This window comes from Dethiosulfatibacter aminovorans DSM 17477, from assembly GCF_900142005.1.
In the GTDB taxonomy this organism is placed as follows: domain Bacteria; phylum Bacillota; class Clostridia; order Tissierellales; family Dethiosulfatibacteraceae; genus Dethiosulfatibacter; species Dethiosulfatibacter aminovorans.
The window spans coordinates 1-26,577 of record NZ_FQZL01000022.1 but is presented as its reverse complement, the minus strand read 5'-3'; the positions used below and the strand labels follow the sequence as shown (position 1 = coordinate 26,577).

Annotated in this window: 24 protein-coding genes; 21 read left to right on the top strand and 3 right to left on the bottom strand. The window is 41.3% G+C overall.

The window, feature by feature from the left end; genetic code table 11:
- Positions 1–449 precede the first annotated feature (449 nt).
- The 9 genes from BUB05_RS13035 (at position 450) to BUB05_RS13005 (ending at position 8,042) form a co-directional block, all read left to right on the top strand.
- Entirely contained in the window at positions 450–1,745 is a 1,296-nt protein-coding gene (locus BUB05_RS13035; protein WP_073050060.1) for a GntP family permease, read from the top strand.
- Between the two features lie 119 nt (positions 1,746–1,864).
- Complete coding sequence (locus BUB05_RS13030; RefSeq protein ID WP_073050059.1) at positions 1,865–3,412, top strand: acyl CoA:acetate/3-ketoacid CoA transferase; 1,548 nt, start codon at positions 1,865–1,867, stop codon at positions 3,410–3,412.
- A 145-nt stretch (positions 3,413–3,557) separates the two neighbouring features.
- The gene (locus BUB05_RS13025; protein ID WP_073050058.1) at positions 3,558–4,700 is read left to right on the top strand and encodes an acyl-CoA dehydrogenase family protein; all 1,143 of its coding nucleotides are present in this window, start codon (positions 3,558–3,560) and stop codon (positions 4,698–4,700) included.
- 13 nt (positions 4,701–4,713) lie between these two features.
- Positions 4,714–5,517, top strand: a complete 804-nt coding sequence (locus BUB05_RS13020; RefSeq protein WP_073050057.1) for an electron transfer flavoprotein subunit beta/FixA family protein — start codon at positions 4,714–4,716, stop codon at positions 5,515–5,517.
- Between the two features lie 12 nt (positions 5,518–5,529).
- Positions 5,530–6,528, top strand: a complete 999-nt coding sequence (locus BUB05_RS13015; protein ID WP_073050056.1) for an electron transfer flavoprotein subunit alpha/FixB family protein — start codon at positions 5,530–5,532, stop codon at positions 6,526–6,528.
- Positions 6,529–6,568: 40 nt separating this feature from the next.
- On the top strand, positions 6,569–6,724 hold the full coding sequence (locus BUB05_RS18710; protein WP_175548565.1) for a hypothetical protein: 156 nt from the start codon (positions 6,569–6,571) through the stop codon (positions 6,722–6,724).
- 207 nt (positions 6,725–6,931) lie between these two features.
- Positions 6,932–7,279 carry a hypothetical protein gene (locus BUB05_RS13010; protein ID WP_073050055.1) on the top strand — a complete coding sequence of 116 codons (348 nt, stop codon included), beginning with the start codon at positions 6,932–6,934 and terminating at the stop codon, positions 7,277–7,279.
- A gap of 72 nt (positions 7,280–7,351) precedes the next feature.
- Positions 7,352–7,579, top strand: a complete 228-nt coding sequence (locus BUB05_RS18580) for a hypothetical protein (protein WP_139258019.1) — start codon at positions 7,352–7,354, stop codon at positions 7,577–7,579.
- Positions 7,580–7,673: 94 nt separating this feature from the next.
- Complete coding sequence (locus BUB05_RS13005) at positions 7,674–8,042, top strand: zinc ribbon domain-containing protein (RefSeq protein ID WP_073050054.1); 369 nt, start codon at positions 7,674–7,676, stop codon at positions 8,040–8,042.
- A gap of 54 nt (positions 8,043–8,096) precedes the next feature.
- On the opposite strand, the gene BUB05_RS13000 is transcribed toward BUB05_RS13005, so the two are convergent.
- Positions 8,097–9,872 (bottom strand): bifunctional homocysteine S-methyltransferase/methylenetetrahydrofolate reductase, encoded by a 1,776-nt coding sequence (locus BUB05_RS13000; RefSeq protein WP_073050053.1) that lies wholly within the window; start codon positions 9,870–9,872, stop codon positions 8,097–8,099.
- Between the two features lie 412 nt (positions 9,873–10,284).
- Here BUB05_RS13000 and BUB05_RS12995 point away from each other — a divergent pair, with 412 nt between their 5' ends.
- From BUB05_RS12995 to BUB05_RS12960, 8 genes are all read left to right on the top strand, one after another.
- Positions 10,285–12,570, top strand: a complete 2,286-nt coding sequence (locus BUB05_RS12995; protein ID WP_073050052.1) for a hydratase — start codon at positions 10,285–10,287, stop codon at positions 12,568–12,570.
- A gap of 66 nt (positions 12,571–12,636) precedes the next feature.
- A complete protein-coding gene (locus tag BUB05_RS12990) occupies positions 12,637–13,839 on the top strand; it encodes an NADP-dependent isocitrate dehydrogenase (RefSeq protein ID WP_073050051.1) in 1,203 nt (400 codons plus the stop codon).
- 99 nt (positions 13,840–13,938) lie between these two features.
- Positions 13,939–14,238 (top strand): citrate lyase acyl carrier protein, encoded by a 300-nt coding sequence (gene citD, locus BUB05_RS12985; protein WP_073050050.1) that lies wholly within the window; start codon positions 13,939–13,941, stop codon positions 14,236–14,238.
- The gene (locus tag BUB05_RS12980; RefSeq protein WP_073050049.1) at positions 14,238–15,140 is read left to right on the top strand and encodes an aldolase/citrate lyase family protein; all 903 of its coding nucleotides are present in this window, start codon (positions 14,238–14,240) and stop codon (positions 15,138–15,140) included. Before citD ends, BUB05_RS12980 begins: the two co-directional genes overlap by 1 nt.
- A 1-nt stretch (position 15,141) precedes the next feature.
- Positions 15,142–16,701 (top strand): citrate lyase subunit alpha, encoded by a 1,560-nt coding sequence (citF, locus tag BUB05_RS12975; protein WP_073050048.1) that lies wholly within the window; start codon positions 15,142–15,144, stop codon positions 16,699–16,701.
- Between the two features lie 28 nt (positions 16,702–16,729).
- A complete protein-coding gene (citC, locus tag BUB05_RS12970) occupies positions 16,730–17,779 on the top strand; it encodes a [citrate (pro-3S)-lyase] ligase (RefSeq protein WP_073050047.1) in 1,050 nt (349 codons plus the stop codon).
- A 21-nt stretch (positions 17,780–17,800) separates the two neighbouring features.
- Entirely contained in the window at positions 17,801–18,406 is a 606-nt protein-coding gene (gene citX, locus BUB05_RS12965) for a citrate lyase holo-[acyl-carrier protein] synthase (protein ID WP_073050046.1), read from the top strand.
- A 371-nt stretch (positions 18,407–18,777) separates the two neighbouring features.
- Positions 18,778–20,094 (top strand): pyridoxal phosphate-dependent aminotransferase, encoded by a 1,317-nt coding sequence (locus tag BUB05_RS12960; RefSeq protein ID WP_073050094.1) that lies wholly within the window; start codon positions 18,778–18,780, stop codon positions 20,092–20,094.
- A gap of 77 nt (positions 20,095–20,171) precedes the next feature.
- Here the strand turns inward: BUB05_RS12960 and BUB05_RS12955 are convergent, their stop codons facing one another.
- Positions 20,172–20,762, bottom strand: a complete 591-nt coding sequence (locus BUB05_RS12955) for a DUF2284 domain-containing protein (protein ID WP_073050045.1) — start codon at positions 20,760–20,762, stop codon at positions 20,172–20,174.
- Positions 20,763–20,917: 155 nt separating this feature from the next.
- On the opposite strand from BUB05_RS12955, the gene BUB05_RS12950 reads away from it, so the two are divergent.
- The 3 genes from BUB05_RS12950 (at position 20,918) to BUB05_RS12940 (ending at position 23,582) form a co-directional block, all read left to right on the top strand.
- Positions 20,918–22,099 carry an RtcB family protein gene (locus BUB05_RS12950; RefSeq protein WP_073050044.1) on the top strand — a complete coding sequence of 394 codons (1,182 nt, stop codon included), beginning with the start codon at positions 20,918–20,920 and terminating at the stop codon, positions 22,097–22,099.
- Positions 22,100–22,229: 130 nt separating this feature from the next.
- Entirely contained in the window at positions 22,230–23,057 is an 828-nt protein-coding gene (ppk2, locus tag BUB05_RS12945; protein ID WP_073050043.1) for a polyphosphate kinase 2, read from the top strand.
- A gap of 12 nt (positions 23,058–23,069) precedes the next feature.
- Positions 23,070–23,582 (top strand): GNAT family N-acetyltransferase, encoded by a 513-nt coding sequence (locus BUB05_RS12940; protein WP_073050042.1) that lies wholly within the window; start codon positions 23,070–23,072, stop codon positions 23,580–23,582.
- A 129-nt stretch (positions 23,583–23,711) separates the two neighbouring features.
- Here the strand turns inward: BUB05_RS12940 and BUB05_RS12935 are convergent, their stop codons facing one another.
- Entirely contained in the window at positions 23,712–25,349 is a 1,638-nt protein-coding gene (locus BUB05_RS12935) for a ClC family H(+)/Cl(-) exchange transporter (RefSeq protein WP_073050041.1), read from the bottom strand.
- Between the two features lie 574 nt (positions 25,350–25,923).
- On the opposite strand from BUB05_RS12935, the gene nuoE reads away from it, so the two are divergent.
- Positions 25,924–26,451, top strand: a complete 528-nt coding sequence (nuoE, locus tag BUB05_RS12930) for an NADH-quinone oxidoreductase subunit NuoE (protein WP_094762927.1) — start codon at positions 25,924–25,926, stop codon at positions 26,449–26,451.
- The last annotated feature ends 126 nt before the right edge of the window (positions 26,452–26,577 follow it).

The following is a 26,577-nucleotide window of genomic DNA, read 5'->3' as shown; positions in this document are numbered from 1 at the left end:
ATACTATGCTGTCATCGTTTTTTACATTGTATTCAGTTTTTTTGAATTCATAACAGTTCCCTTAATTACTTTTTGAATGATGAAAGGATTTGTTTACAAATAGATGATTGCTTATGATTAATTATAATACATTTATGAATCGTTTGTAAACAGGGTACTTGCAAGTGTTATGGTTTCGAAAACAGCCATAGGTTACTAAAAAACCGCAAACATGCAATTTTGAAACCGGGAATACGTTTTCGCGAGTTGTTGCTGTTTTGATACTATGTGTTGGAAAAGTGCGGTATTGCTAGTTGCGATTCATTGGTGTATTATTTAAATAGATGAATGCTTATAAAAGTTACTATAAAGGAACATGATGAGAGGGGTATATTAGACAGAGGGAAAACGTTTGCAAAGGTCTGTGATGTCTGTTTTGCTTCAAATAATTTGAATTTAAGGAGGATACTGTGTTTGATATATTAATTATTGTAATTTCGTTGGTTTTATTCTCGGTGCTTGCCTTCAGAAGAGTGAGCGCAATAATACTTGGTCCCCTGATTTCGGTATTCCTGATAGTTTTTGCACGGCTGCCTATGTTCGATACCATGATAGGTCCTTACATGACTGCAGCTGGTGGATATGTGCAGAAATTCTTCCTCGTATTCTTTGTAGGTGCATTGTTCGGTGCAATCTATGAAGAAACGAAAGCTGCAGAAGCCATTGCAGTAGCTCTGGTAAAAGTTACAAAAGGCAAATTTGCAGCACCTGTTGTAATGATAATCACAGGACTTTTGACATATGGCGGAGTCAGCGGATTCGTTGTATTTTTCGCCATGTACCCCATAGCACTTCAGCTTTTCAAGAGCACAAACGTGTCGAGAAGGTTAATACCTGCAGCAATATCAGCCGGTGCCTGGACATGGTCCATGAGTGGACCCGGCAGTCCGGCCATACAGAACGTAATCCCCATGAGATATTTGGGAACAGGCTCCCTTGCAGCACTGATACCTGCTACTGCTGCAGCCTTGGGACAACTTATCATGATATTCATATGGCTGGAATTCAGGACAAAGAACCTTCAGAAGAGAGGATTCGAATTCCATGATGAGACCTTGAAGCCAATTGACGAGACTGTACATGAATCGTCCGAGCTTCCAAATCCGATACTCTCAGCAATACCTGCAATACTCATACTTTTATGTTTCAATATTTTAAAGATGCCTGTTGAAGGTGCGGTTATGATTGGAATCATTACTGCAACTGTGTTCCTTTGGAACAAGATAAGAAGCGTCGATAACTACATAGCTATTATAAACAAGGGGGCAGCCAACTCGGCTACTGCAATCCTGAACACTGCAATAGTTGTAGGATTTGCAGGAGTTGTAAGGGTGACTGATGGATTCGGAAATATTATTGCAGGACTCAAGAACCTTAAAATGTCGCCAATGTGGTTTGTTGCAATAACCGCAGCTATCGCTGCAGGAGCTGCCGGATCAGCATCGGGTGGTCTGGGTATTGCATACGAGGCTCTAAAGCAGACATATATCGACATGGGAGTAAATCTGGAATATGTACACAGGATTTCAGTAATTGCAGCTGGAACACTGGATACATTGCCGCACCAGGGAGCTCAGATTACATTGCTTGCTATATGCGGACTTACACACAAGGAAGGATATTTCGACATTGCCATAACTCAGATAATCATACCTTTCATAGCTCTTGGCCTACTGTGCATACCGTTGGCTTCAATGGGACTATGATAAATCATTGACTAAACACTTGCATGAATCCGAAGGGGTGGATGACCAAGGATTTACGTTGTCTCATGATTGTCAAGAACAAAACAAGAAAGTGAAATATAATATGAGGAGGTAATGTTATGAAAATAATCACTGCTGCTGAAGCCGCCAGTCTGGTTAAGGACAACCAAACGCTGGTTGCTACAGGATTTGTAGGTTGTGGGTCGCCGGAAGCGCTTTACTGTGCTTTAGAGGAAAGATACAAGGAAACATCGACTCCGAAGGATCTTACTCTTTTCTATGCTGCAGGCATAGGCGACGGGGACTCCCGGTCGATCAACCATTTTGCCTACGATGGTCTTATCAAAAGGGTCATAGGAGGCCACTATAATCTTGCTCCCAAGATTGGAAAAATGATTATTGAAGAAAAAATCGAGGGATACAATTTTCCACAGGGTACACTTTCACAGATGTTCAGGGACATAGCGGGCAAAAGGGTTGGAACAATCACCCATGTAGGTTTGAACACATTTGTGGACCCCAGGATTGAAGGCGGAAAGCTTAACAAAAAGACAACAGAGGATCTTGTCAAGGTAATAGAGATAGAGGGACTGGAAAGGCTTATTTACATGCATCCGGATATAGATGTAGCTTTCCTTCGTGGATCCAGTTCAGATACAAAAGGAAATGTAATAATGAACAAGGAAGCACTGACTTATGAATCCACAGCAGTTGCCCAGGCCGCAAAAAACTCGGGCGGACTTGTTATAGTACAGGTTGAAAAGATTGTAGAGGCCGGTACTCTGGACCCCAGACTTGTAAAGATACCCGGAATATACGTCGACTACATAGTTGTTTCGGAGATGTGCGAACACCACGAGCAGGTTTTCGATATACAGTATAACCCTTCATTTTCGGGAGAGGCGAGGATTCCGGTTGGAAATGTAAAGCCCTTGCCCATGAATCAGAGAAAAATCATAGGGAGAAGGGCCGCAATGGAGCTTGTCCCCGATGCCATAGTAAATCTGGGAATAGGAATGCCTGAGGCCATATCCATGGTTGCCAACGAGGAAGGGATAGGAAACTACATGACCCTTACTGTAGAGGCAGGTCCCATTGGAGGAATACCTGCAGGAGGAACGGCTTTCGGGGCATCAACAAATCCCGAGTGCATACTTGACCAGCCCTACCAGTTCGATTTCTACGATGGAGGAGGACTTGATCTGGCATTCCTGGGTCTTGCCCAGGTGGACATGGGAGGGAATATAAACGTAAGCAAATTCGGAACAAGGATTGCCGGCTGCGGAGGCTTCATCAACATAACCCAGAACGCCAAGAAGGTATTTTTCTGCGGAACATTCACGGTGGGAGGATTGAAGATAGACGTTGGAGACGGCAAGCTAAAGATTTTGAATGAAGGAAAAAGCAAGAAATTTGTAAATGAAGTGCAGCAGATAACTTTCAGCGGAGAATATGCCAACAAGGTTAAGCAGCCTGTAATGTACATAACAGAGAGGGCGGTGTTCGAGTTGACTGAAGATGGGCTTATGCTTACGGAAATAGCACCGGGAATGGACCTTCAAAAGGACATACTTGATCAGATGGACTTTGAACCTATAATTTCCGAGAATCTGAAAACAATGGACGAGCGGATATTTAAGGACGAGGTTATGGGACTGAATTCCTGATAAGTAAATTACAAAATCAGGCACTTGAAGATTATTTCTAAAAGGTTACTTTTACTAAGATGGCTTATACTTCTCACACAATTATCAGTAAGTTTATAATATTTAAAAATATAATAAAACTGTACGTAAATTATGGAGGGAAACAATGTTTGAATTTTATAACGATGATCAGAAAATGATAAGAACAGTAGTAAGAGAACTTGTAAAAAAGGAAATTGCTCCTCATGCAGCTGAATGGGATGAAGAGGACAGGTGTCCGAAGGAACTGGTGAAGGTGTTTGGAGAGCTTGGATTCCTGGGAGTGTTTGTTTCTCCTGAATATGGCGGAGCAGGGCTGGGAATAACTGAAAGGGCGATAATACTTGAAGAGGTTGCAAGACACAGTGCAGGCTTTGCAATGACACTCATGACCCATGACTTGTGTACTGCCGCAATCTACAATTTCGGAACGGAAGAGCAGAAGAAGGAGTGGCTTCCAAAACTTTGTTCAGGAGAAATCATAGGAGGTCTTTCAGTAACAGAGCCAACTGGCGGATCGGATCTGATGAACCATGCTACCACAATTGAAAAGACAGATGACGGATTTGTTCTTAATGGAAGAAAGGTATTTATCACCAATTCTCACATAGCTAATCTGAACATATGGACTGGAAAGATAGGTGTCAATGAAAAAGGAAGAAACATTCTCAGTGCTATTCTCATACCTCCTGGAACTGAAGGATATTCGGCAGGAAGAAAGGAACACAAGCTTGGACTTAGAGGGTCTGTTACAGGTGATACAATTGCCAAGGATGTAAAGCTTGGACCTGATGCAATAATAGGAAAAGAGGGTAAAGGAGCAGGAGTAGCCCTTCACACCATAGGAAACTTTGGAAGGTCGGGAATGTCTGCAATAGCTTTAGGAGTTATAAAGGGCAGCCTGGAGGAAGCTATCAAGTTCGGTAAGGAAAGGATAATCTACGGAAAGCCCCTTGTGAAAATTCCTGCAATCCAGGAAATGATAGCTGAAAACCAGATAGAGTACGAGGCTGCATCGGCAATGCTTTACAATGCAACAACTGTATACGACAGGGGAGAGGATGCAGTAGCCAGACTGGCGGCGGTCAAGTATTTTGCAACGGAAGCTGCCATCAGGTCATCAAGGAGAACAATGGACCTTATGGGTGGATATGGAGTCATTAATGAGTATCCTGTGGGAAGGTTCCTGAGGGATGCCGTGACAAATATACCATCAGGCGGAACTTCTCAGATAATGAAGATAATAGTAGCGGGAAATGCATTGAAATAAGGAGTTTGATTTTATGTCATTGAATATAGCAGTATGTGTAAAACCGGTTCCAGACTCTGAGTACTACGATAAAATAACAATAGATCCCGAGACAAAAAGGGTAAACAGGGAAGGGATACCGACAATAATAAATACCATGGATAAGAATGCAATAGAAGCTGCCCTTAAGCTTAAGGACAAGCATGGCGGCAAGGTCACCAGTTTCACAATGGCTCCCGACAGTGCAGTCGAGAATTTAAGGCTTGTTCTTGCCATGGGAGTTGATGAAGCCTATCTCTGCAGTGACAGGGCTCTGGGTGGAGCTGATACATGGGCAACTTCGTACACCCTATGGAAGGCAATTGAAAAAAGCGGAGAATATGATGTTGTGATTCTGGGTAACGAGACCGAAGATGGAGGTACTGCCCAGGTTCCAAGTCAGCTTGGAGAATGGATGAAGGTTCCCCATATAGCAAACGTCAAGGAAATGGAATATGACGGTGAGAAGATGGTTGTGGTAAGCAAGACTGAAAGCGGAAGCATCAAATACAGGATTTCAACACCCGCCGTATTTGCAGTAACAAGGGATATAAATGATCCCAGGATTCCCAATGTTATGGGGATTTTGAAGGCAAAGAGCAAGCCTCTTACAATTTACAGGGCTGAGGATATGGATATTGACCCTGAATGCATAGGACTTGTTGGCTCGCCTACTCAGCCGGGAGACATCAATGCTCCGGATATGAGCAGGAAGAGCGAGCCTATAACGGGCGAGCCTGAAGAAATAGCAGAGAAAATCATCAGCGAGATAAAAAAAGCGGGGATAGAAGTTGAATAAGGAGGTGTAGTTGTGGATACAAGTTTGTATAAAGGAATACATGTGTATTGTGAAACAAAAGGTGACAGGGTAATCGACAACTCCCTCGAGCTTCTTGGCGAAGCTGCAATGCTTAAGGAGAAGATGGGCCAAGACACTGTCGTGACTGCTGTAATCATAGGAGATGATGTTGAGAAGCATGTTGAAACACTTGCAAGACATGGGGCCGACAAGGTAGTAGTTGTTGAAGATGAGAAATATTCGGTGTACAGACCCGATTATTATGCTGAAGCACTGGCTAAGGTGGCCGATGAATACAAGCCCGAAATAGTCCTTGTAGGGGCAACTCATAAGGGAGAAGAAATCGGACCTACTGCAGCAAAAATACTGGATACCGGAATGGCCGCTCATTGTGTTGAGTTGAATATCAGGGAAGACGGTGAATTCCTGCAGGTGGTGCCGGCATTTGGCGGAAAGGTTCTTGGGGACATATTGTGTCCGAAGCACAGACCTCAGATGGCCAGTATGAAGGCAGGTCTCGCGGACAAGGTGATTTTCGAGGGCAAGGAAGCGGAGGTCGAAAGATTCAACCCTGAAGTGACTGGATATGGAGATAAAATAGAGGTAATTGAAGTAATTGAGGATACCACAGAGAGGGTGTCTCTGAGCAATGCGGAACTTATCGTCGCAGGTGGTTTTGGAATAGGAACGCAGGAAGGATGGGACAAGCTTGAGAAGCTTGCAAAACTTCTGCACGGAGCTACTGGATGTACGCGGCCGGCTCTTGACGAAGGATGGACCGAAAGGGAAGAGACCATGGTCGGAACAAGCGGTGTTGCTATCAAGCCAAAAGTATACATTGGATTCGGCATATCGGGAGCCGCGCACCATACATGCGGAATAAAGGGGGCAGGAACAATAATAAGTGTCAACAGAGACAAGGATGCACCCATCTTTGATGTTTCGGACTACAAGGTAGTGTCCGACTGGGAGAAAATTGTAGATGCTCTTATAGAAAAGTTGTCTGAATAGATCTTATATTTCAAATTCAAAACAGCTTAAGTCCGTTTCAATGGACTTAAGCTGTTTTGGCAAGTATATATCCATTGTTAACAAGGGAGCAGCCAATTCGGCTACTGCAATTTTGAACACTGCAATAGTTGTTGGATTTGCCGGTGTTGTGAGGGTTACTGCAGGATCCGCGTTGTTTGTGCATGGGAATTGTTAAGAAAAAGTAATTTGTTATTAGTGAAGCTCGATTGAACTATTGTATTGATAGTGATACAATAATTCCGGGTGGATATTTGGGTATAAGTTAAAATTGATTGTAATGGCGATATCTGTCTGCAGGTGTCGTATTTTTATTGTTTATACCGATATGGTTGTTTTAAATTTGGGAGGATTCTAATTTTTCGGGGACAGAAAAGGAGTCACAATGGGATATTTAATACTAGCTTTAATCCTTATTATAGCTGTACCCAGCTATATTGAGGTGAAAATTCGTGATTATTATGGAATTCAGAAGAGAACTTGGAAGAATAGATTTGTCAATAAGACCCATTTAATTGTTTTAGTTTCAGCTTTATTTGCTATGGTATTTCTTGTGAGGAGAACCATTGATCAGTTTAAAGGATCTTGGATAATCATTATAGTGGTTGCTTTTATTGTTGACATGTTTTTTGAGTTGAGATATAGAAAAGATGCAAAATTTTATATGTTGGAAGTATTCAGTTTTTTAATGATTATATTGACTTATATTTCTGTATCAGCCTATCTGCGCTAGAGTTAAGTAATCGAATTACAGCTTAAGTAAAATGAAGATTATTATGAGCAAAAGGATTTTTTATAATGCTTTTTGGATTTAAAATATGTATACACTAAAGCGACGCTGATTCCTGACGAAAACAATGAGGTCGGTGTTCAGCTGACAGAAACGAGAAGATACGTGTATGTATTGGAAGATGACCAATGGATTCTGGCTGATATTGAGAGAAGCATGTATGAGAAGGCTGTTGATATTGAAGACATGGACCATGTGCGATTTGAAAATGAACTGGTTGAGTATGCGGGGATGCAACTTTAGTGATTTGTCATAAATACTAAAATTATAGCACTTTGTGATGGTTTGATGATATAATTTAAACCTGTGAAGGAAATATATTAACAGGAGTATCAATATGTTTTTTATAATGGGAATCAGTCAAAAGGAAAAGAAGCTGGATTTTCAGCAGTTGGCCATCTGCAGCTGCTGTGGACGATATGGCCAAGTTGAAGTGTATATGACGTATACATATTTCATGTTTTTTTTCATACCTCTGTTCAAATGGAATAAGCGGTATTTTGTTCGTATGGCTTGCTGCGGTGAAACAGCAATGTTGGATGATGATACTGGAGCTGCCATTGCTTCAGGCGAAAATGCAAACATAGATTTGGATAAATTAAGTTTTTCCTGCGGTCTTAAACAATTTAAGCGGTGTTCCAATTGCGGATTTTCAACATCTGAGGATTTCAAGTTTTGTCCGGAATGTGGACATCCTTTTGAATGAGAAATAAAACAATAGAGTAGCATAATTGACAAAAGAAAAGGATGGGCTGAAAAATCAGCCCATCCTTTTTATTATTTCAACAATCATGGAGACCCTGTTGAAGGGAGTCATGAAATAGATTCCGTCAACATGCGGTTTCAATTTTTTTGCAAGTTCTACTGCCATCTGTATGCCGGTCTCTTCTGCTTCCTGACGTGTCATGTCGGGATTGAAGCGGTTTACATACTCTGCAGGCACATGTACGCCTGGGAGCTCGTTGTTGAGGAACCTGGCGTTTCTATAGCTTACGATTGGAAGTATTCCCCCCAGTATCTTTACATTTCTGTCCTTAAGCGTTTTCAAGTAGTCTATCGTTTCATCCTCGTAGATTGGCTGTGTCAGGAAGAAGGTTGCACCGTTTTCCGCCTTCTTCATCATCCTTGAAACTTCCTTATCCTTGTTGGCAAGGTTGAGATTAAGTGCTCCTCCAATGCTCAATGGATCTTCGCCGAAGACCTCAATATTCATCTGTGATATCAGTGACATGAACTTGTATGAGTTAAGGTTAAAGACTCCTTTGACTGAAGCAAGGGTGTCGGCGCTGACAGGATCTCCCGTAACGGCAAGTATGTTTCGTATCCCTTCAACATGTGCAGCCAGCAGTCCTGATCTAAGTGCTATTACATTCTTGTCCCTGCAGCAGACATGGGGCATGGTGTCTATGCCTACTTCTCGCTTTATCTTGCAGGCAATGGCTATGGAATCCACACGTACCTTCGACATGGGCGAATCGGCTATGGTGATTAGGTCGATGTTTTCCTTGCTGCATAACCTTGCACCTTCCATTATCTTAGCTATATCCGTATCGAAGGGAGGGTCAAGCTCCACAGCAAATACAAATTCGCCTTTAGAAAGTTTTTCCTGGAAGGTATTCTGCAACTTTGTATGTTTTTCCTTGTGGACTGTCCTGGCAGGTTCCTGTCTAGTTTCTTTGCCGTTTCCCTCTGCAAGCTTCTGTGCCAGCACTCTTATATGCTCAGGTGTGGTACCGCAGCATCCACCGATTATTTTCACTCCAAGATTCTTTATGTCCATCATCTTGTCTGCAAAATAGTCGGGGTTGTTTACATATACGGTCCTTTCATTTATTATTTCCGGATATCCCGCATTTGGCAGGACTGAAATTGGGTCCCCTGAAAAGTCCAGCTTCCTTATCATCCTGTGAAGGTGGGTAGGGCCTGAACCGCAGTTGAATCCGTGGATGTCTATGGATTCTATTTCCTGTACATTATCGAGGATATGATTTATGCTTATACCTTCACGGGTGTAGCCGTCAGGCATTACTGCGAAATGTGCCATTACAGTGATGCTGTCGTCCTTTTCCTTGATGTATCTGCTGACTGATTTCAGATAGTTGATGCTGCTGAAGGTTTCAAAGAGGATAATCCTTGCACCGGCTGACAGCAGAGCATCCGCTATGATTTTGTATTCTTCCAGAATGTCGTTTTCGTTTTGGTCAATGTCCACTGCAACTATGGGGCCGATGCTTCCGGCAACGAAGGCATTGCTTTCTTTTGCCGCTTCCTCTGCAATCGCATAGCCTTTTTGTATAATGTCTTTCAGCGTTTCAAGAGAGACGTCGAGCTTTGATCTGTTGGCTGCAAAGGTGTTTGTACGAATGAGCATTGCTCCAGCGTCCAAATACTGCCGGTGTATTTCTCTTATGATATCAGGGTTTTGAAGGTTGGCAAGCTCGCAAGTTGTATGGTAGTCGCCGGTCAGTTCCGCGTAATAGGTACCCATGGCACCGTCGGTGAGAAGTATATTTTTCTTAAGATAATCAAGTATCATTCTTTACTCCTTGTACATTTGTTTTTCATTTGACTTCAACTTCATTATCATAAATAATAACGTATAATTGTCATGGTGTAAATGGGGAGTTTTATTTGACGGATAATAATAAATGCTGTTTTTTATTAAAAAATATTTGTTCATATTTGCAAAAAAATTAACAAGCATTGCATTTCTAGATAAAAAATGCAGGAAATCCGTCATAATAAAACAAGATTTGCAACTTGTTTTTTTGCGGCGTCATTGCTTGGAAACAGCTCAGAAACGTGAGATTAAAAGCCTTTTATGGTGTTATAATTTGTGGTATAATTCCAATAATAATTACCATTACTATAGCTGAAGTGCATTTAGAGACATATGCATATATACTTGCATTTGGTTGTAGTAGGGAAAAATATTTTAAGGAGAGCCGATGATTACTTTATTACAGAATGGTGCATATTTATTGAATAACTCTGAAATTATTGAAGCCAATAATGAAGCGGAAGCAATTTTGAAATCAAAGGGAGTAGTTGAGACCAAGGAAGAAGCAAAACAGAACACGATGGCATACAACATATTGAAAGAGCATAATACCTCTGGAAATATGGAGAAGCTTGAAATCAAGTTTGATAAAATCACATCCCATGATATCACCTTTGTTGGTATTATCCAGACAGCAAGAGCTTCGGGAATGGAAAAATTTCCACTTCCTTACGTGCTGACGAATTGTCACAACAGTCTTTGTGCTGTAGGGGGAACAATCAATGAGGATGACCACATGTTCGGATTGACAGCTGCACAGAAATATGGTGGTGTCTACGTACCGCTTCATCAAGCAGTTATCCATCAGTTTGCAAGAGAAATGCTTGCTACATGTGGTGGAATGATTCTAGGATCGGACAGCCATACGCGTTATGGTTCATTGGGAACCATGGCTATAGGTGAAGGTGGCGGAGAGCTTGCCAAGCAGCTTTTGAACCAGACATACGACGTAAACATGCCTGGTATTGTTGCGGTATATATGGAAGGAACTCCATCTTATGGTGTTGGTCCACAAGATGTTGCACTGGCTATTATCGGAGCAGTATTCAACAACGGCTATGTAAAAAACAAGGTAATGGAGTTTGTTGGCCCTGGAATCAAGAACCTTAGCGCAGAATTCCGTATCGGCGTCGATGTTATGACAACAGAGACAACCTGCCTTTCTTCAATCTGGAAAACAGATGAGAAAATCAAGGAATTCTATGATATTCATGGTAGAATTGGCGACTATAAGGAGATTGCTCCCGGAGCATGTTCTTACTATGATGGAGTCATCAAGGTGGATCTTGGTGCTATCAAGCCTATGATTGCAATGCCTTTCCATCCAAGCAACGCTTACCCAATTGCAGATGTCAAGGCGAACTTGAAGGATTACCTTCATGAATGTGAAGAAAGAGCAAAGGTAAGCTTTGGAGACAAGATTGAATACTCATTGATGGACAAGATCATCGATGGAAACCTTTATGTAGAACAGGGAATAATTGCCGGATGTGCCGGTGGTACATTTGAGAATATATGTGATGCTGCAGACATTCTAAAGAAATCTGACGGCATAGGCAGCGATAAGTTTACATTAAGTATATATCCTTCTTCAACTCCCGTTCAGATGGAGTTGATCAAGAATGGAGTATATGCGACATTGATGGAAAAAGGTGCTGTTATGAAGACTGCATTCTGTGGTCCTTGCTTTGGTGCAGGAGATACTCCTTCAAACAACGCATTCAGTATCAGACACGTTACCAGAAACTTCCCGAACAGAGAAGGTTCAAAAGTGCAAAATGGACAGATTGCATCTGTTGCCCTTATGGATGCCAAATCTGTTGCAGCTACTGCAGCAAACAAGGGATTCCTTGCAGGTGCTGACGAGATGGAAGGCGTTGACTTCACAAAGCCTAAATACTACTTCGACAAGAGTATTTATGAAACACGTGTGTTTGACAGTAAAGGTGTTGCGGATTCTTCAGCTGAACTGGTCTTTGGTCCGAATATCAAGGACTGGCCTTCGATGACTGCATTGACTGATGATTTGATGCTTAAGGTTGTATCTGAGATTCACGATCCAGTAACCACTACGGATGAACTTATACCTTCGGGAGAAACTTCTTCTTACCGTTCAAATCCTCTTGGACTTGCGGAGTTTACATTGTCCAGAAGAGACCCTGAATATGTTGGAAGGGCAAAAGACGTGTATGCAATGGAAGTTGAAAGACGTGAAGGAAAGGCACCTGCAGGAGAACTTGCAGATGCATATGACAAGGTTAAGAAGCAGTTCCCAGATGCAGATGCTGTTAATACTGCCCTCGGAAGCACAATATATGCCGTGAAACCTGGCGACGGTTCTGCACGTGAGCAGGCTGCTTCATGCCAAAAGGTTCTTGGAGCATGGGCAAACATCGCACAGGAATATGCTACAAAGAGATACAGGTCAAACATGATAAACTGGGGTATGATTCCATTCCTTTACGAAAAGGAGAATCTTCCTTTCGAGTTGAACGACTATATCTACATACCGGGAATAAGAAAGGCTATAGAGGAAAAAGCCGACAAGATAAAGGCTTACGTTGTAGGCGATGCTATGACTGAATTTGAAATATCAATAGGCGAATTGACAGATGATGAGAGAAAGATCATACTTGCAGGCTGCCTGATCAACTATAACAATACAAGCAAATAATTACAGGTTCAGTTTTTAGATTTAAATTGATGCACTTAAAATAAATGAAAGATGAGGGATAATTGAATGGCTAAGATTAAAATGATCACTCCAATTGTGGAGATGGACGGAGATGAGATGACAAGAATCCTTTGGCAGATTATCAAGGACGAATTGTTGTTGCCTTATATTGATTTGAAAACAGAGTACTATGACCTTGGACTGCAGCACAGGGATGATACCAATGACCAGGTTACTGTCGATGCTGCAATGGCTGCCAAGAAATATGGAGTTGCGGTCAAGTGTGCTACCATCACGCCTAACGCTCAAAGAGTTGAAGAATACAAGCTTAAGGAAATGTGGAGAAGCCCCAACGGAACAATCCGTTCCATCATGGACGGTACTGTATTCAGAGCTCCAATCATCGTTAAAGGAATAGATCCATATGTACAAAACTGGACAAAGCCCATTACAATAGCGCGTCATGCTTATGGCGACGTTTACAAGAGTGTTGAAATAATTGCTCCGGGACCTGGCAAGGCTGAGCTTGTTTTCACAGGTGAAGACGGAACTGTCATCAAGGAGACAATTCAGGAATTCGACTCTCCTGGCGTTCTTCAGGGAATGCACAACATGAACAAATCCATCGAGAGCTTTGCAAGAAGCTGCTTCAACTTTGCCGTGGATACCAAGCAGGATTTGTGGTTTGCAACAAAGGATACAATTTCAAAGAAATACGACCATACTTTCAAAGATGTATTCCAGGAAGTTTATGAGACGGAATACAAGGAAAAATTTGAAGAATTAAATATAGAATACTTCTATACTCTTATCGATGATGTTGTAGCACGTGTTGTTCGTTCAGAGGGTGGATATATCTGGGCATGCAAGAACTATGATGGCGATGTTATGAGTGATTTGGTTGCTACAGCATACGGTTCTCTTGCAATGATGACTTCTGTACTTGTTTCTCCCGACGGCAAATACGAATATGAGGCTGCTCACGGAACGGTTCAGAGACACTACTACAAGCACCTGAAGGGGGAAGAGACTTCTACGAACTCTGTAGCAACTATCTTCGCATGGACAGGCGCCTTGAGAAAACGTGGAGAACTGGATGGAATCCAGGAGCTTCAGGAATTTGCTGACAAGCTGGAAAAAGCTACCATAGGCGTAATCGAGGATGGATCAATGACAAAGGACCTTGCCCTCATTACAAGCAACAAGGATGCAAAGACACTGAACAGCCAGGAATTCATACACGCAATTAAAGAAAGACTGGAAGCTTAGTCATTGACTTGATAACTCACGAATGCTTCGTGGGTTATCACTGTGAATCACTAAGAAAAGAAGTATCACCAATAAAATGAAATAGGATAGGAGTATGTTATGGAAATCAAAAAATCAGCAGTGGCCGGTACATTGGAATCAAGCGACGCTCAGGTTACTATAGAGCCGGGAACAAATGGTATTGAATTGACTATCAAGAGTAGTGTTATCAACCAGTTTGGCAATGCAATAAAGGCGACTATAATGGAAACTCTTGAAAGACTGGAAATTACAAATGCAAAGGTTACAGTTGTGGACAAGGGAGCTCTTGACTGTACACTTAAGGCTAGAGTGGAAGGCGCTGCATATAGAGCAAATGACATAGTAGACAATATTCCGTGGGGAGGTACCATAAGATAATGGAAAATCCAAATTTGAAAAGACTGAGAAGGACAATGATGTTTCTTAATGCACAAAAGCCTGGACTCATAAAGGATCCTCATGTATATAAGCCTGATTCTATCATGCTGGACCTGGAGGATGCCGTTGCTGAAAATCAGAAGGATGTTGCAAGATTTTCTCTTTATCATGCCCTGACTACAATCGATTACCAGGGAGTGGAGCGTGTAGTTCGTATAAATGGTCTTGATACTCCACACTGGCAGGAGGACGTTAGAGTAAGTGTTGCAGCAGGTTGTGATTCGATCCGTATCCCAAAGGTTGAGTCTGCAAAGGATGTACATATAATTGAAGAAGCTGTTCTAAAGGCGGAAAAGGAGTTCGACAGGCCTGAAGGAAGCACGCTGCTTATGGCAGCCATAGAGTCTACAATGGGTGTCATGAACGTATTTGAAATCTGCAAGTCTTCTGAAAGGCTGTTTGGCATCGCTCTTTCAGGTGGAGATTATACAAAGGACCTTCAAACTTCTATTTCCGGTACAGGTGTGGAGCTGGCCGGTGCAAGACAACAGCTAATCATAGCTGCAAGGGCTGCCGGTGTTATGTGTTTTGATACCGTATTCACCAATCTGGATGATATGGAAGTGTTCGAACATGAAGTCAAGATAGCAAGAATGATGGGATTTGACGGTAAATCCATTGTAAATCCAAGACAGATAGAAACCGTACATAGAATATTTACTCCAAGTGAGAAGGAAATTATCTTTGCCGAGAAGGTTGTTACGGAAATTGATGAAAAGAAAGCACAGGGCATCGGTGTATTTACTGTAGACGGCAAAATGGTAGACATAGCTTTTTATCCCGGCGCCAAGAGGGTCATAGAAATGGCCAAGGCCGCAGGAGTATACGAGGGGGACTTATAGGATGATTAATAAAGTAGGAAGAGAAATACCTGATGAGTTGTTAATAGATGGAAAAGAGGTATATCAAGGTGCCTATAGCCGTCATAAAAGAGAATACAAGAAAGCTGCACCTGTAGTAAGAGGCTTTGTTGATCCGAAAGCGTCAAAAATGGTTGATTCTATAAAGGACGCACTGATTAAATGTGAAATAAGGGATGGCATGACATTGTCCTTCCACCATCACTTCAGGGAAGGGGACTATGTACTTAATATGGTAATGGATGAAGTCCACAAGATGGGCATCAAGGATATTACCCTATGTGCCAGTTCTATGGGCAAGGCTCACGACCCTATCGTACCAATGGTCGAAGACGGTACAGTAACTGGAATCCAATCATCGGGAGTAAGAGGCAAGATTGGAGAAATAATTTCAAAGGGCAAGTTGCCTACTCCTGCAGTCATGCGTTCCCATGGTGGACGCGTAAGGGCAATCCAGGAAGGTGATATCCATATAGACATTGCATTCATTGGAGCGCCTACATGTGACGAATATGGAAACTGCAGGGGAACGGGCGGAAAATCCGACAGCGGAGTCTTGTCCTATGCAGTGGTTGATTCACAGTATGCCGACAAGGTGGTGGCAATTACCGATTGCCTGGTGCCTTTTCCGAATCTTCATGCAAGCATATCCCAGGTTAATGTGGACTACGTAGTTGTTGTAGATGAAATAGGAGACCCAAGCAAAATCGCAAGAGGTGCTGCCAAGCCTACAAAGGATATGCGTAACCTCATGATGGCCGACTATTGTACAAAATTTGTAAGCAGCTCTCCATACTTCAAGGATGGATTCGTTTATCAGACAGGTATCGGAGGACCTTCCATCGCATCTACCATTTCACTTGGAAAGATAATGAGGGAAAGAGGCATCAAGATGAGTGTTGGCATAGGCGGTATAGCGGGTCCAATGGTCAAGCTTCATGAAGAAGGTCTTATTGAAAAGCTGGTGGATACCCAGGCATTTGACTTGAAGGCAATCGAGTCAATGAGGGAAAATCCCAATCATTTCGAAATTTCAACTTCAGAGTATGCAAACCCTATGAACAAGGGGGCCTTTGTAAATCGTTTGGATTTTGTAATACTGGCGGCTCTGGAAGTAGATATAAACTATAATGTTAATGTTGTTGTTGGTTCCGACGGTATGATAACGGGAGCCCAGGGAGGACACCCCGACACTGCTGCCGGCGCGAAGTGTACAATAATAATCACTCCACTGGTTAGGGGAAGGATTCCGACAATCTGTACCGATGTAACAACCATAACGACACCGGGTGAGACAGTGGATGTAGTCATCACAGATTACGGCATTGCAATCAATCCTCTTCGTCAGGACCTCATTGAGGCGATGAAGGATGTGAAGCTGCCATTCTGCACCATCGAAGAATTAAGGGATAAAGCTTACGCCATCGTTGGAGAACCTGAAAAGGTTCAATTTGGAGAGAGGATAGTTGGAATCATTGAGGCCCGTGACGGAACGATACTTGACGTAGTAAGGGAAATGAAGGAATTCGTATTTAGAGACTGATCATGGATTATGAAGAAGGGAAAATGTAATGGAAGAATATATATTAAGTGAAATCAGACCTTCAGATAGAAGAAGCATACGAAAAATGGAAGCGATGTTTGAAAAAGAAGGCATTGAAAGGGATAAAAATCTGGACTATACTGTTGGGTTGTATGATGAAGAGTATAATTTGCTTGCTACTGGATCCTGTTTTGGTAAAACACTAAGATGCATGGCGGTTGACTCGAATTATCAGGGCAAAGGACTTTTGAACCTTGTTGTTACACATCTGGTTGAGCATCAGTACAACAGAGGAAACCTGGATCTTTTCCTATATACAAAATGTGATTCTGCAAAGTTTTTTGAGGATTTGAATTTCCATGAAATTGCCCGCGTCCAGGACAAGCTTGTCTTTATGGAAAACCGAAGAGAAGGCTTCAGCAAGTATTCAGATAATCTTGCTATGAAGAAGGTGAAAGCTGAAAAGGTTGCAGCTGCAGTAGTAAATGCCAATCCCTTTACCCTCGGACATCAGTATCTGCTGGAAAAAATATCTGAAGAGAATGACATTGTACATATATTTGTTGTATCTGAAGATGCATCGCTGGTTCCCTTTTCGGCAAGATATGATCTGGTGAAAAAAGGAACGGCGCATCTTGACAATCTGATTTATCATAATACAGGGGAGTATCTAATTTCCACTGCCACCTTCCCTTCATATTTCCTTAAGGATGAGGAGCTTGTAATCGAATCTCACGCAAGGCTTGACATTGAAATATTCAAGAAGATTGCAGAATCCCTGGGAGTGACCAGGCGTTATGTAGGAGAAGAGCCTTTCAGCAAGGTTACAAACATATACAACAGGGTCATGAAAAAGGAACTTGGTGAATGTGGCATAGAATGTGTGGTGATTCCGAGGAAAGAGAATGAAAATGGAGCGATAAGCGCTTCCAAGGTGCGAAGCCTCATTCATGACGGTCGAATTGAACAAATCAGGGATAGTGTGCCTCAGACCACATATGACTTCTTCGTATCTACAGAAGAAGGTATGAGGGTTGTTGACAGAATCCGGAATTCAAGCGATTATGTTCACTATTGATTAATGGAGCCAGGAGAATCTATGAACTTACAGGATAAGATATACGAAGAACTGGAAAGCTGTCATCATGTTTCACTTGAAGAAATTCTGGATGCAAGGGAAAAAAGGGTCTGCAAACAGATGCAGCTGCTGGAAGCTTATAATGACAAAGGTAAAGGTGGAGGTACGAATGCCTTGATCTGTTTCACGATGAATATTGCGGGACCGGTAAAGGTCTTTGAATTGGCAAAATCAGGGTTTGAAGCAGGTATTGAACTTATTGAGGAATTGTTGGGAAATGAAAAGTATACTGTATTGCATCGTGAAATTGAAATCGAAAATACGGGCTATACCGCATACTATGTAATTCAAGATGATGCTCTTTCAATAAAGAGGATGATGACGGATATTGAAGACAACACGCCAATAGGAAGGCTGTTTGATATTGACATACTTGCATTGGATTCGCCATCTGATGCCGGAGGAATTGTAAATGTTAGAAAAATCGGCAGGGATGAAGTGGGTTTGGATGGACGCAAGTGCCTGATTTGCGGTGATATGGCTGCGGCTTGCGCTAGAAGTCGGAGACACAGTGTAGAGGAATTGCAGAGAAAGACCATTGAAGTCCTGCTTGTGAACAAAAAATAGTTGCATAAAAGAGCAAAAACCTGATGAAAAATTCATTTCACCGGGTTTTTTGTTATATTGAAGTTGTATTTTTACCTTTTTTTCTGCATGTGAAGACGGAAAGAAGTTTATAGAATGTGCATTTCGATAAGTCAGATCCTTATTCGATTAGGAAAGCCTTGAAGCCTTCCGTTGACTTAATTTAAGGGTTTTGACAGAAGTGATGAAAAAATTGCAAAATGATTGAAACAACTTTTCAAAAAGTGTTGCAATTGGTAAATTGAAAATGTTATACTTTAGATGGCAGAAAATATGTACAAAAAATAGTATCAGAGAATACTAAATATCAAAGATTTAAGAGGAGCAAGAAGATGAATAAAAGGAGCAATGTTATTAACAAACCGGTTCTATCGGCACATTTCGAATCGAGAAAGCCTTCAGCAGTAAGACTGGCACAGATGAAGTACCAGGAGAGAAAGGTGAAACCTGAAGCGGTTATTAATGTAGGCATTGGAAATGTTTCATTGCCAACCAATCCGGCAATGAAGAAGAGAATGTTTGAACTTGATGCGGAAGGAAGCCCCTTTGCAGAGGGTGTAATAAGATATACCGGTACCGCTGGAACTGAAGAATGTCAGGAAGCCTTCAAGAATATCCTTAAGTGTGAAGGATTTGACACAAGCAAGCTTTTCGTTCAGGTCACTGATGGTGGATCAGCGGCCATGGAGATTTTGGTTACCGGAGTATGCGGACCTGCAGGAACAGATGAAAAGCCTCTAATGATGATAGACCCGGCTTATACCAATTATATCTCTTTTGCACAAAGACTTGGAAGAAAGACTGCAACAGTAAAGAGAATATTGAATGAGGATGGAAATTTTACTCTTCCTGAGCTGGATAAGATAGAAGAGGCTATAAAGAAAAACAATCCAGGATGCCTTCTTGTAATTCCTTACGACAATCCTACTGGACAGCTTTATGACTATGAAACAATGAAGGATCTTGCCAGACTTTGTGTCAAGTACAATATGTGGATGGCAAGCGATGAAGCATACAGGGAGCTTCACTATGCTGAAGATACCAAGATTGTAAGTATCTGGGGACTCAGCGACAAGGACGTACCTGGAATCGAGGGAAGAAGAATAAGTATCGAAACTGCTTCCAAGGTATGGAATGCATGTGGATTGAGAATAGGTGGGCTGGTAACTGACAGTCCTGAGTTCAACAACCGTGCTGTTGCCGAGTATACTGCAAACCTGTGCGCAAATGCAATCGGACAGTATATATTTGGAGCACTTGCTAACGAAACTGAAGAGCAGATAGCTGCCTGGGCCAAGGAAATGAGAGACTATTACAGAGGGCTGATAATGACTGTTTACAATGGCCTTAAGGAAGAAGAGCCTGGACTGATTGTATCTAGCCCTGATGCATCGATTTATTCTGTTATAGATGTAAGGAATGTTGTTAAGCCTGGATTCAAGGCTATAGATTTTGTTCTGTACTGTGCCCAGGAAGGTTCTGCTGTTATCGACGGAGTTGAGACTACGCTTCTTGTAGCACCTATGAATGGATTCTACGACATTGAAAATATTGAAGAAAACCCAGGAAGAACACAGTTCAGGATTTCATTTGTTGAATCACCTGAAAACATAGCAAAGATTCCAAAGCTGTTTGTTGAGCTTTTGAGACAGTTCGAGGCTCAGAGATAAGAACGGCAACATAATATTACAAATAAAAGCACACCTGGAATGCCGGTTGAAAATTTGGCATCTGGGTGTGTTTTTTTCTAATCAAACATTGTTGCCAGAGTTGATTCATAGTCCTTGATTCTTTCTTTTGAAAGAAAGGCACTTACAAGTGTATAGTATTCAGGAAGTCTGTCTGAGGCCCACTTAAGTTCTATGTCGAGGAGGTTTCCGGCTATTTTAGACACATCAAAGCCCAGTGACTCAAGGGAATATCTCATCATGTCTACATTGCAGCAGTTTTCGCCATCTTCTCTATTGCAGTTTTCGCATAGAAGACAGCTACCTGCATAGAGGCTTTTCCCCTGTTTTATTTCATCTTCAAGAGCTAGAAGTTTTTCCCCAAGGATGTTTCTCATTTTTTCAAGGGTGGATTTTGTGAATTCCCTTATGGCATTTTCGCTGCTGTTGCTTTCAATTGTCTTATCTGAAAATATCATCTTGGTTCCTATGATATATACATAGTTGTATTGCATAATATGATCGTAGATATTGAAATCATAGGGAGGACATGACCAAAGTTTTCCATAGTTGCCGCAGTTTTTGCACAACTCCAGGAATTTGCCTCTGTCCCAGTAGTTATCAAGAAGGTCTCTTATTCTTATTTCATTGAAGGTATGTATTGTTTTCATTTTAATCACCATGTCATCAATTATTTTTTGTATATTATACCACAATTATTGGTAGGGGTTTCAGGAAGTCTTTTGGTTGTGAATAAAAGTTTTAAAAGATATAATTATATTAGAGGGACTTGATGTACTGAGAAGTTTAATAGGAGAGAAATGGTTTGATTGAGATAAAAGGTAGATATAATACGGCAAGGGTTTATGCCAAAGAGGTTGAGGAAACGGCCTTCAGTCAGATAAAAGAGCTTTGTGACCAGGAGTTTGTCAGAGGCAGTAAAATAAGGATAATGCCCGATGTCCATACAGGCAAGGGTTGCACCATAGGGACTACCATGACTGTCAGTGACAAGGTTGTGCCGAATCTTGTAGGTGTGGACATTGGATGCGGCATGCATACAGTTGAATTCAAAACGGGAAAGCTGGACTTTGATGAAATAAACAGGTTCATCAGGGAGGAAATACCTACTGGCTTCAAGGTTTATGACAGGGTTATGAAGAAATTTCCTGTGGACCGGTTGAAGTGTGTCAAGGAACTTGACAATATTGAAAGGATCAGGAGAAGCATTGGATCTCTGGGAGGAGGAAACCACTTCATAGAAATAAACAGGGGAGAAAATGGAGGTCTCTACCTTGTGGTGCATTCAGGAAGCAGAAATCTAGGAAAGCAGGTTGCCGAATATTATCAGAAAAAGGCATATGAAACCTTCAAGGGATACAACATGAATATTCAAAAGGAAATGGACCTGTTAAAGAACAGAAAACAGGATTCGGAAGTTTTGGAAAAAATGGCAGAGCTGAAAGGCAGAATAATAAAAAAGAATCTTGCCTACTGCCATGGAAGCCTTTTGGACGACTATCTCCACGATATGGAGCTTGTTCAGAGGTTTGCATATGAAAACAGAAAGCTTATATCCAAAAGGATTGTAGATAGATTTGGGTTGAGCGTAGTGAAGGAGTTTGTGACAATACACAACTATATAGACCTTGATTCAATGATATTGAGAAAGGGAGCCGTATCTGCAAAAAAAGGAGAACTGCTTCTCATTCCAATAAACATGAGGGACGGGTCCATTCTTGCAATAGGCAAGGGGAACTACGACTGGAACTGTTCTGCTCCTCATGGCGCAGGGCGGCTCATGAGCAGGAAAGCTGCAAAGAACAATATCGATATGAAGGAATTCAAGGAGTCAATGAAGGGTATTCATTCGGAGTCGGTATGCAGGAAGACGCTGGATGAGGCTCCACAGGCCTACAAGTCCATGGAAAGCATTTTGGACAGCATTGATGAAACAGTTGAAATAGTGGATGTGTTGAAGCCTCTATTCAACTATAAGGATCATTAGTTAAGATTATCATTTTTTCCATATGATTTGCAGCATCTAAATAATATATTCATTAATAAATCCATGCAGTTTTATGATATAATAATTATAATAATAAATTTAAGTTATTGATTTCCTGGACGGTGATTGAATGAAGGATGCTGTTAAATTATCTACAAAAGTGTATGAGAAAAAGCTAAGAGAACTTCAGATTGAACTGGTGAAGATGCAGAGATGGATCATTGAGCGTGGACTTCGTGTTGTTGTGGTTTTTGAAGGAAGGGATGCCGCCGGGAAGGGCGGAACCATAAAGCGAATTATGCAGCCGTTGAATCCCAGATATGCCAGGGTTGCAGCCCTTGCAAAGCCTACGGAAACGGAAAGGACCCAATGGTATTTCCAGAGATACGTATCCCATCTTCCATCAGCCGGCGAAATGGTATTCTTTGACAGAAGCTGGTACAACAGGGCCGGTGTTGAAAGGGTAATGGGATTTTGTACGGATGATGAATACTGGGAGTTTTTGAATTCAGTGCCTGAATTTGAAAACATGCTAATAAGGTCCGGAATAATACTTGTGAAGTATTGGTTTTCTGTAAGCGACAAGGAACAGGAAAGAAGGTTCCAGGCAAGGATAGACGACCCTACAAAGAGGTGGAAGCTGAGCGACATGGACCTTGAAGCAAGGAGGAGATGGGAAAGCTACTCTGAAGCAAAGGATATAATGTTCAGATATAGTGATACTACAAAGTCGCCGTGGAATGTTGTCGAGTCAGACATAAAAAAGAATGCAAGGATAAACTGCATAACCCATCTATTGAAGCAGATAGATTATAAGGAGATGGATTACAAGAAGATTAAGCTTCCTGAAAAGCAGATAAAAAACAATTACGAAAGAACGCCTTACAGCGAACAAAATATTGTTGAAGACGTTGCAAGTAAAATTGCCTTAAAGAATAATGAAAAGAAGAAAAAATAGGGAGGGGATTACATGTTTATTGAAACGGACAGATTGTTGCTGGTGCCTTTGAAGCCCGATGAAATGAAAAGAGCCCTGGATAATAAGATTCAATTGGCTGAAGAATTGGGATTTCAACTCTTTTCAGAAGAGCCTGACGACAAAATGAAAAAGATCTATGCAATAAAGATTGACAAGATGGAGCAGGATCCGGAAAACTATGCTTTTTATACATTCTGGCAGATGGTTCTCAAGGAGGAGAAGCTCATAATCGGAGAAATTGGATTCAAGGGTATTGAAGGAGAAGAAGGAAAGCTGGAGGTTGGATTTGGCACAGAGGAAAGGTTCAGGAATAAGGGATATATGACTGAAGCCCTTACTGAACTTGTAAAGTGGGCGTTCTCGCAGAAAAAGGTCAAGATAAAGAGAATTACGGCATCTACTCTTCAGGACAATATTCCTTCCCAGAAGGTTTTGAAAAAGTCAGGACTGATACTTTCTCATGAGGAAGGCGGACTTTTATACTGGAATGTCAACAAGGGATAGGACCGATGGCGGAATAAAAGAATCAAAATCAATTGATTAAAAGAGATGTTTGATGTTATTAAACAAAAATGATGTAAAAAAAGTGAACCTGTCGAAGGTTCACTTTTTGAATTTTTGTCATTACTTCTATTACTTCTGGCTATCCATGATATCATCTATTGATGTATTGATATAGCAGGAAGAATCGAGATAAGGGTCATCCATAAGCTTTCCAAGCTTCTTTTTTACGCCTGCAGCATAGGCTTCATCCGTAATAAAGGTTATATGGTCGGCAGCCAGCAGCTTGAAGGACCCTCTTGGAAGATAGTCCTTGGCACATCGTTCTATATTAACAATAAGGCAATTTTCAGGCCATTCGATATCCCTGACCGCTTTGTTTTCTACAGATGAATCCACTACTACCGTTTTTTCGAGTAGAACCTTGCACTTTTCAGCTCCGATATATGTTGCATTGTTGTTTTCAAGGGCTCTGTTGAGTAGAATATCGTATATCGGATGACAGTTGAAGAATTCAGGTATAAGATAAGAGATAATCACGACAACCGTCAATGGTAGAAAATGTGTAAAGGAACCGGTCATCTCACAAATTAAAAGGCAGGCTGTTATGGGTGCACGTACAACCGCCGTCAAGAATCCTGCCATTGCAAAAATTACCATGTTTTGTATATAAACAGGATCCATTCCCGAGTGCGCACTCAAAAGCTGACCGTACAGCGATCCTATTAGCGCCCCGATAACCAGAAGGGGAAGGAAAATGCCACCAGGTGCTCCTGAGCCATATGATACCATTGAAAACATGAATTTGAGTATCAAAAATACAAGTACTGCTCTCATTCCATAGCGTAGATCCACTACGGGTTCTATAAGATGGTGTCCGCCTCTGGTTATTTCGGGAATGAATGCAAGTGCGGCTCCCGCAAGGAGAAAGACCAGATACATCTTGTATTTTTTTTTAATGAACTTGTCTGAACTGAACAGATCAAGAGACAGAACAAGAAAATGATTGTAAAGTATGCCGGCTATTCCAAGAACAATGCCCAGTAGTATTATTGAATTGTAATGAGCAAGAGGAAACTTATCCACTATATCAAAATTCATAACGGGATTTGAACCGTAGAATGTTTCTGATACAAATTCAGCACTTACTGCTGTGGCTAGAACGGTGATTACAATAAAAGGCGAAAAATTCTTGTGAACCTCTTCCAGCGCAAAAACCACTCCTGCAAGAGGGGCATTAAATGCAGCGGCAAGACCTGCGCTGGCGCCTCCGGTCACAAGATATTTCGCTTCAATCTTTTTTCTTCTGAATATTTTGCAAAATCCTTTTCCTGCAGCTGCTCCCAGCTGTATTGAAGGGCCTTCTCTTCCCAGCGACAATCCAGAGCCTATGCAAAGTACTCCTGCCATAAACTTGTTTATAATTATGCTGATCCATGGCATTTTAATCTGCCTGAATATATATCCTTTAACCTGGGGAATGCCGCTTCCTGAAATTAATGGTTGTATGGAGAGCATCTTGTTCACGAGAAACGCAGCGAACAAAAGGAATGCTATTATATAAGGAACATAATGGGGATCGTGAATATGGACAAATATGTATTTGTCCATCAGACTGCTGACATAGTCAAGCAGAAATCTATAAAGCACCACTATGAATCCCACAAAGACTCCAAGTATGAGACATTCGAGTATTATAAGGGATTTTGTATTGTACCAGTGGTCAAGTATGTTGTATGCATTGTTCTCTTTTGCATGGACGGGTTTCAAAAAAATCACTCCTCAATCAACTTTATCCATTAAGTATGTTAATACTATTTTGGTCAATGGTCAATAAGTTTTATGAGCAATCTGTTAAAAATTTAATTAATTTTTGCATTACTTCCTATATGTTGTTGTTTTAAAAATAGCAATAAAAATAATTTATGATTTAATAAGTTTTTAATTGTTTACTTATATGGATGGAATAGGTAGTATATCTATATACTTGAAAATAAAACTATTTTGTGATAATCTATATTATACCATAATAAAGAACGGCGTTAAGTAATGTGGAACAAAAAATATTTATTTGTGTAAATGTAAAAAAATCATGGTTTTCAACAAAAAACAAGGTTTCTAAGCCTTGTATATTATTTAAATTAAAGTATAATGGTAATGTTACGAAAATCAAACACAAATGTAAAACACGAGCAAACACAAATGAAAACACTAAACCAAACACAAATTGAAAGTCTCTAATAACTATTGATGTTAAAGACGCTGGCTAGATGAAATTGACGTAAATTTGACTATAACCGGTCATAATGAAAAACCAAAACAGAAACAAGGAAGGAGAAACAACATGTGTGAAAACTGCAACGTAGCAGAAATGGAAAAGAAGTTCAAGGATGAAAACGTGGACCTGAACTTGATAGCCCCCGTAGTGGAGAAATACGGGAAGAAGAAGGGAAGTTTGATCAACATACTCCAGGAGATACAGGAAGTTTACGGATACCTCCCCTTGAGCGCAATGAAATACGTAGCCGACAAGACTGACAACAAGAAGGCTACAATATATGGAGTGGCGACATTCTACACGCAGTTCAGGCTCAACCCCATAGGAAAATACCTGATACTGCAGTGCCAGGGAACAGCCTGTCACGTAAACGGATCAAAGGAAATATCAAAGGTGCTCTGCGAAGAGCTTAAGATAAAGCCGGGAGAGACAACTGAAGACGGAATGTTCACAATAGAAGACGTTGCCTGTCTGGGATGCTGCAGTCTTGCACCGGTAATCATGATAAACGGGGAAGCATACGGAAACCTTACGCCTGCATCAGCAGTAAAGGTAATAAAAGACATAAGAGCGAAAGAGGAGGGAGCGGCATAATGATAATAAGAGTAGGACTGGGAAGCTGCGGAATAGCCTCCGGAGGAAGAAAGGTAATAGCGGCCCTTGAAGCAAAGAGGGAAGAGCTTGGACTCGACTACAAGATAGAGACAACAGGATGCATAG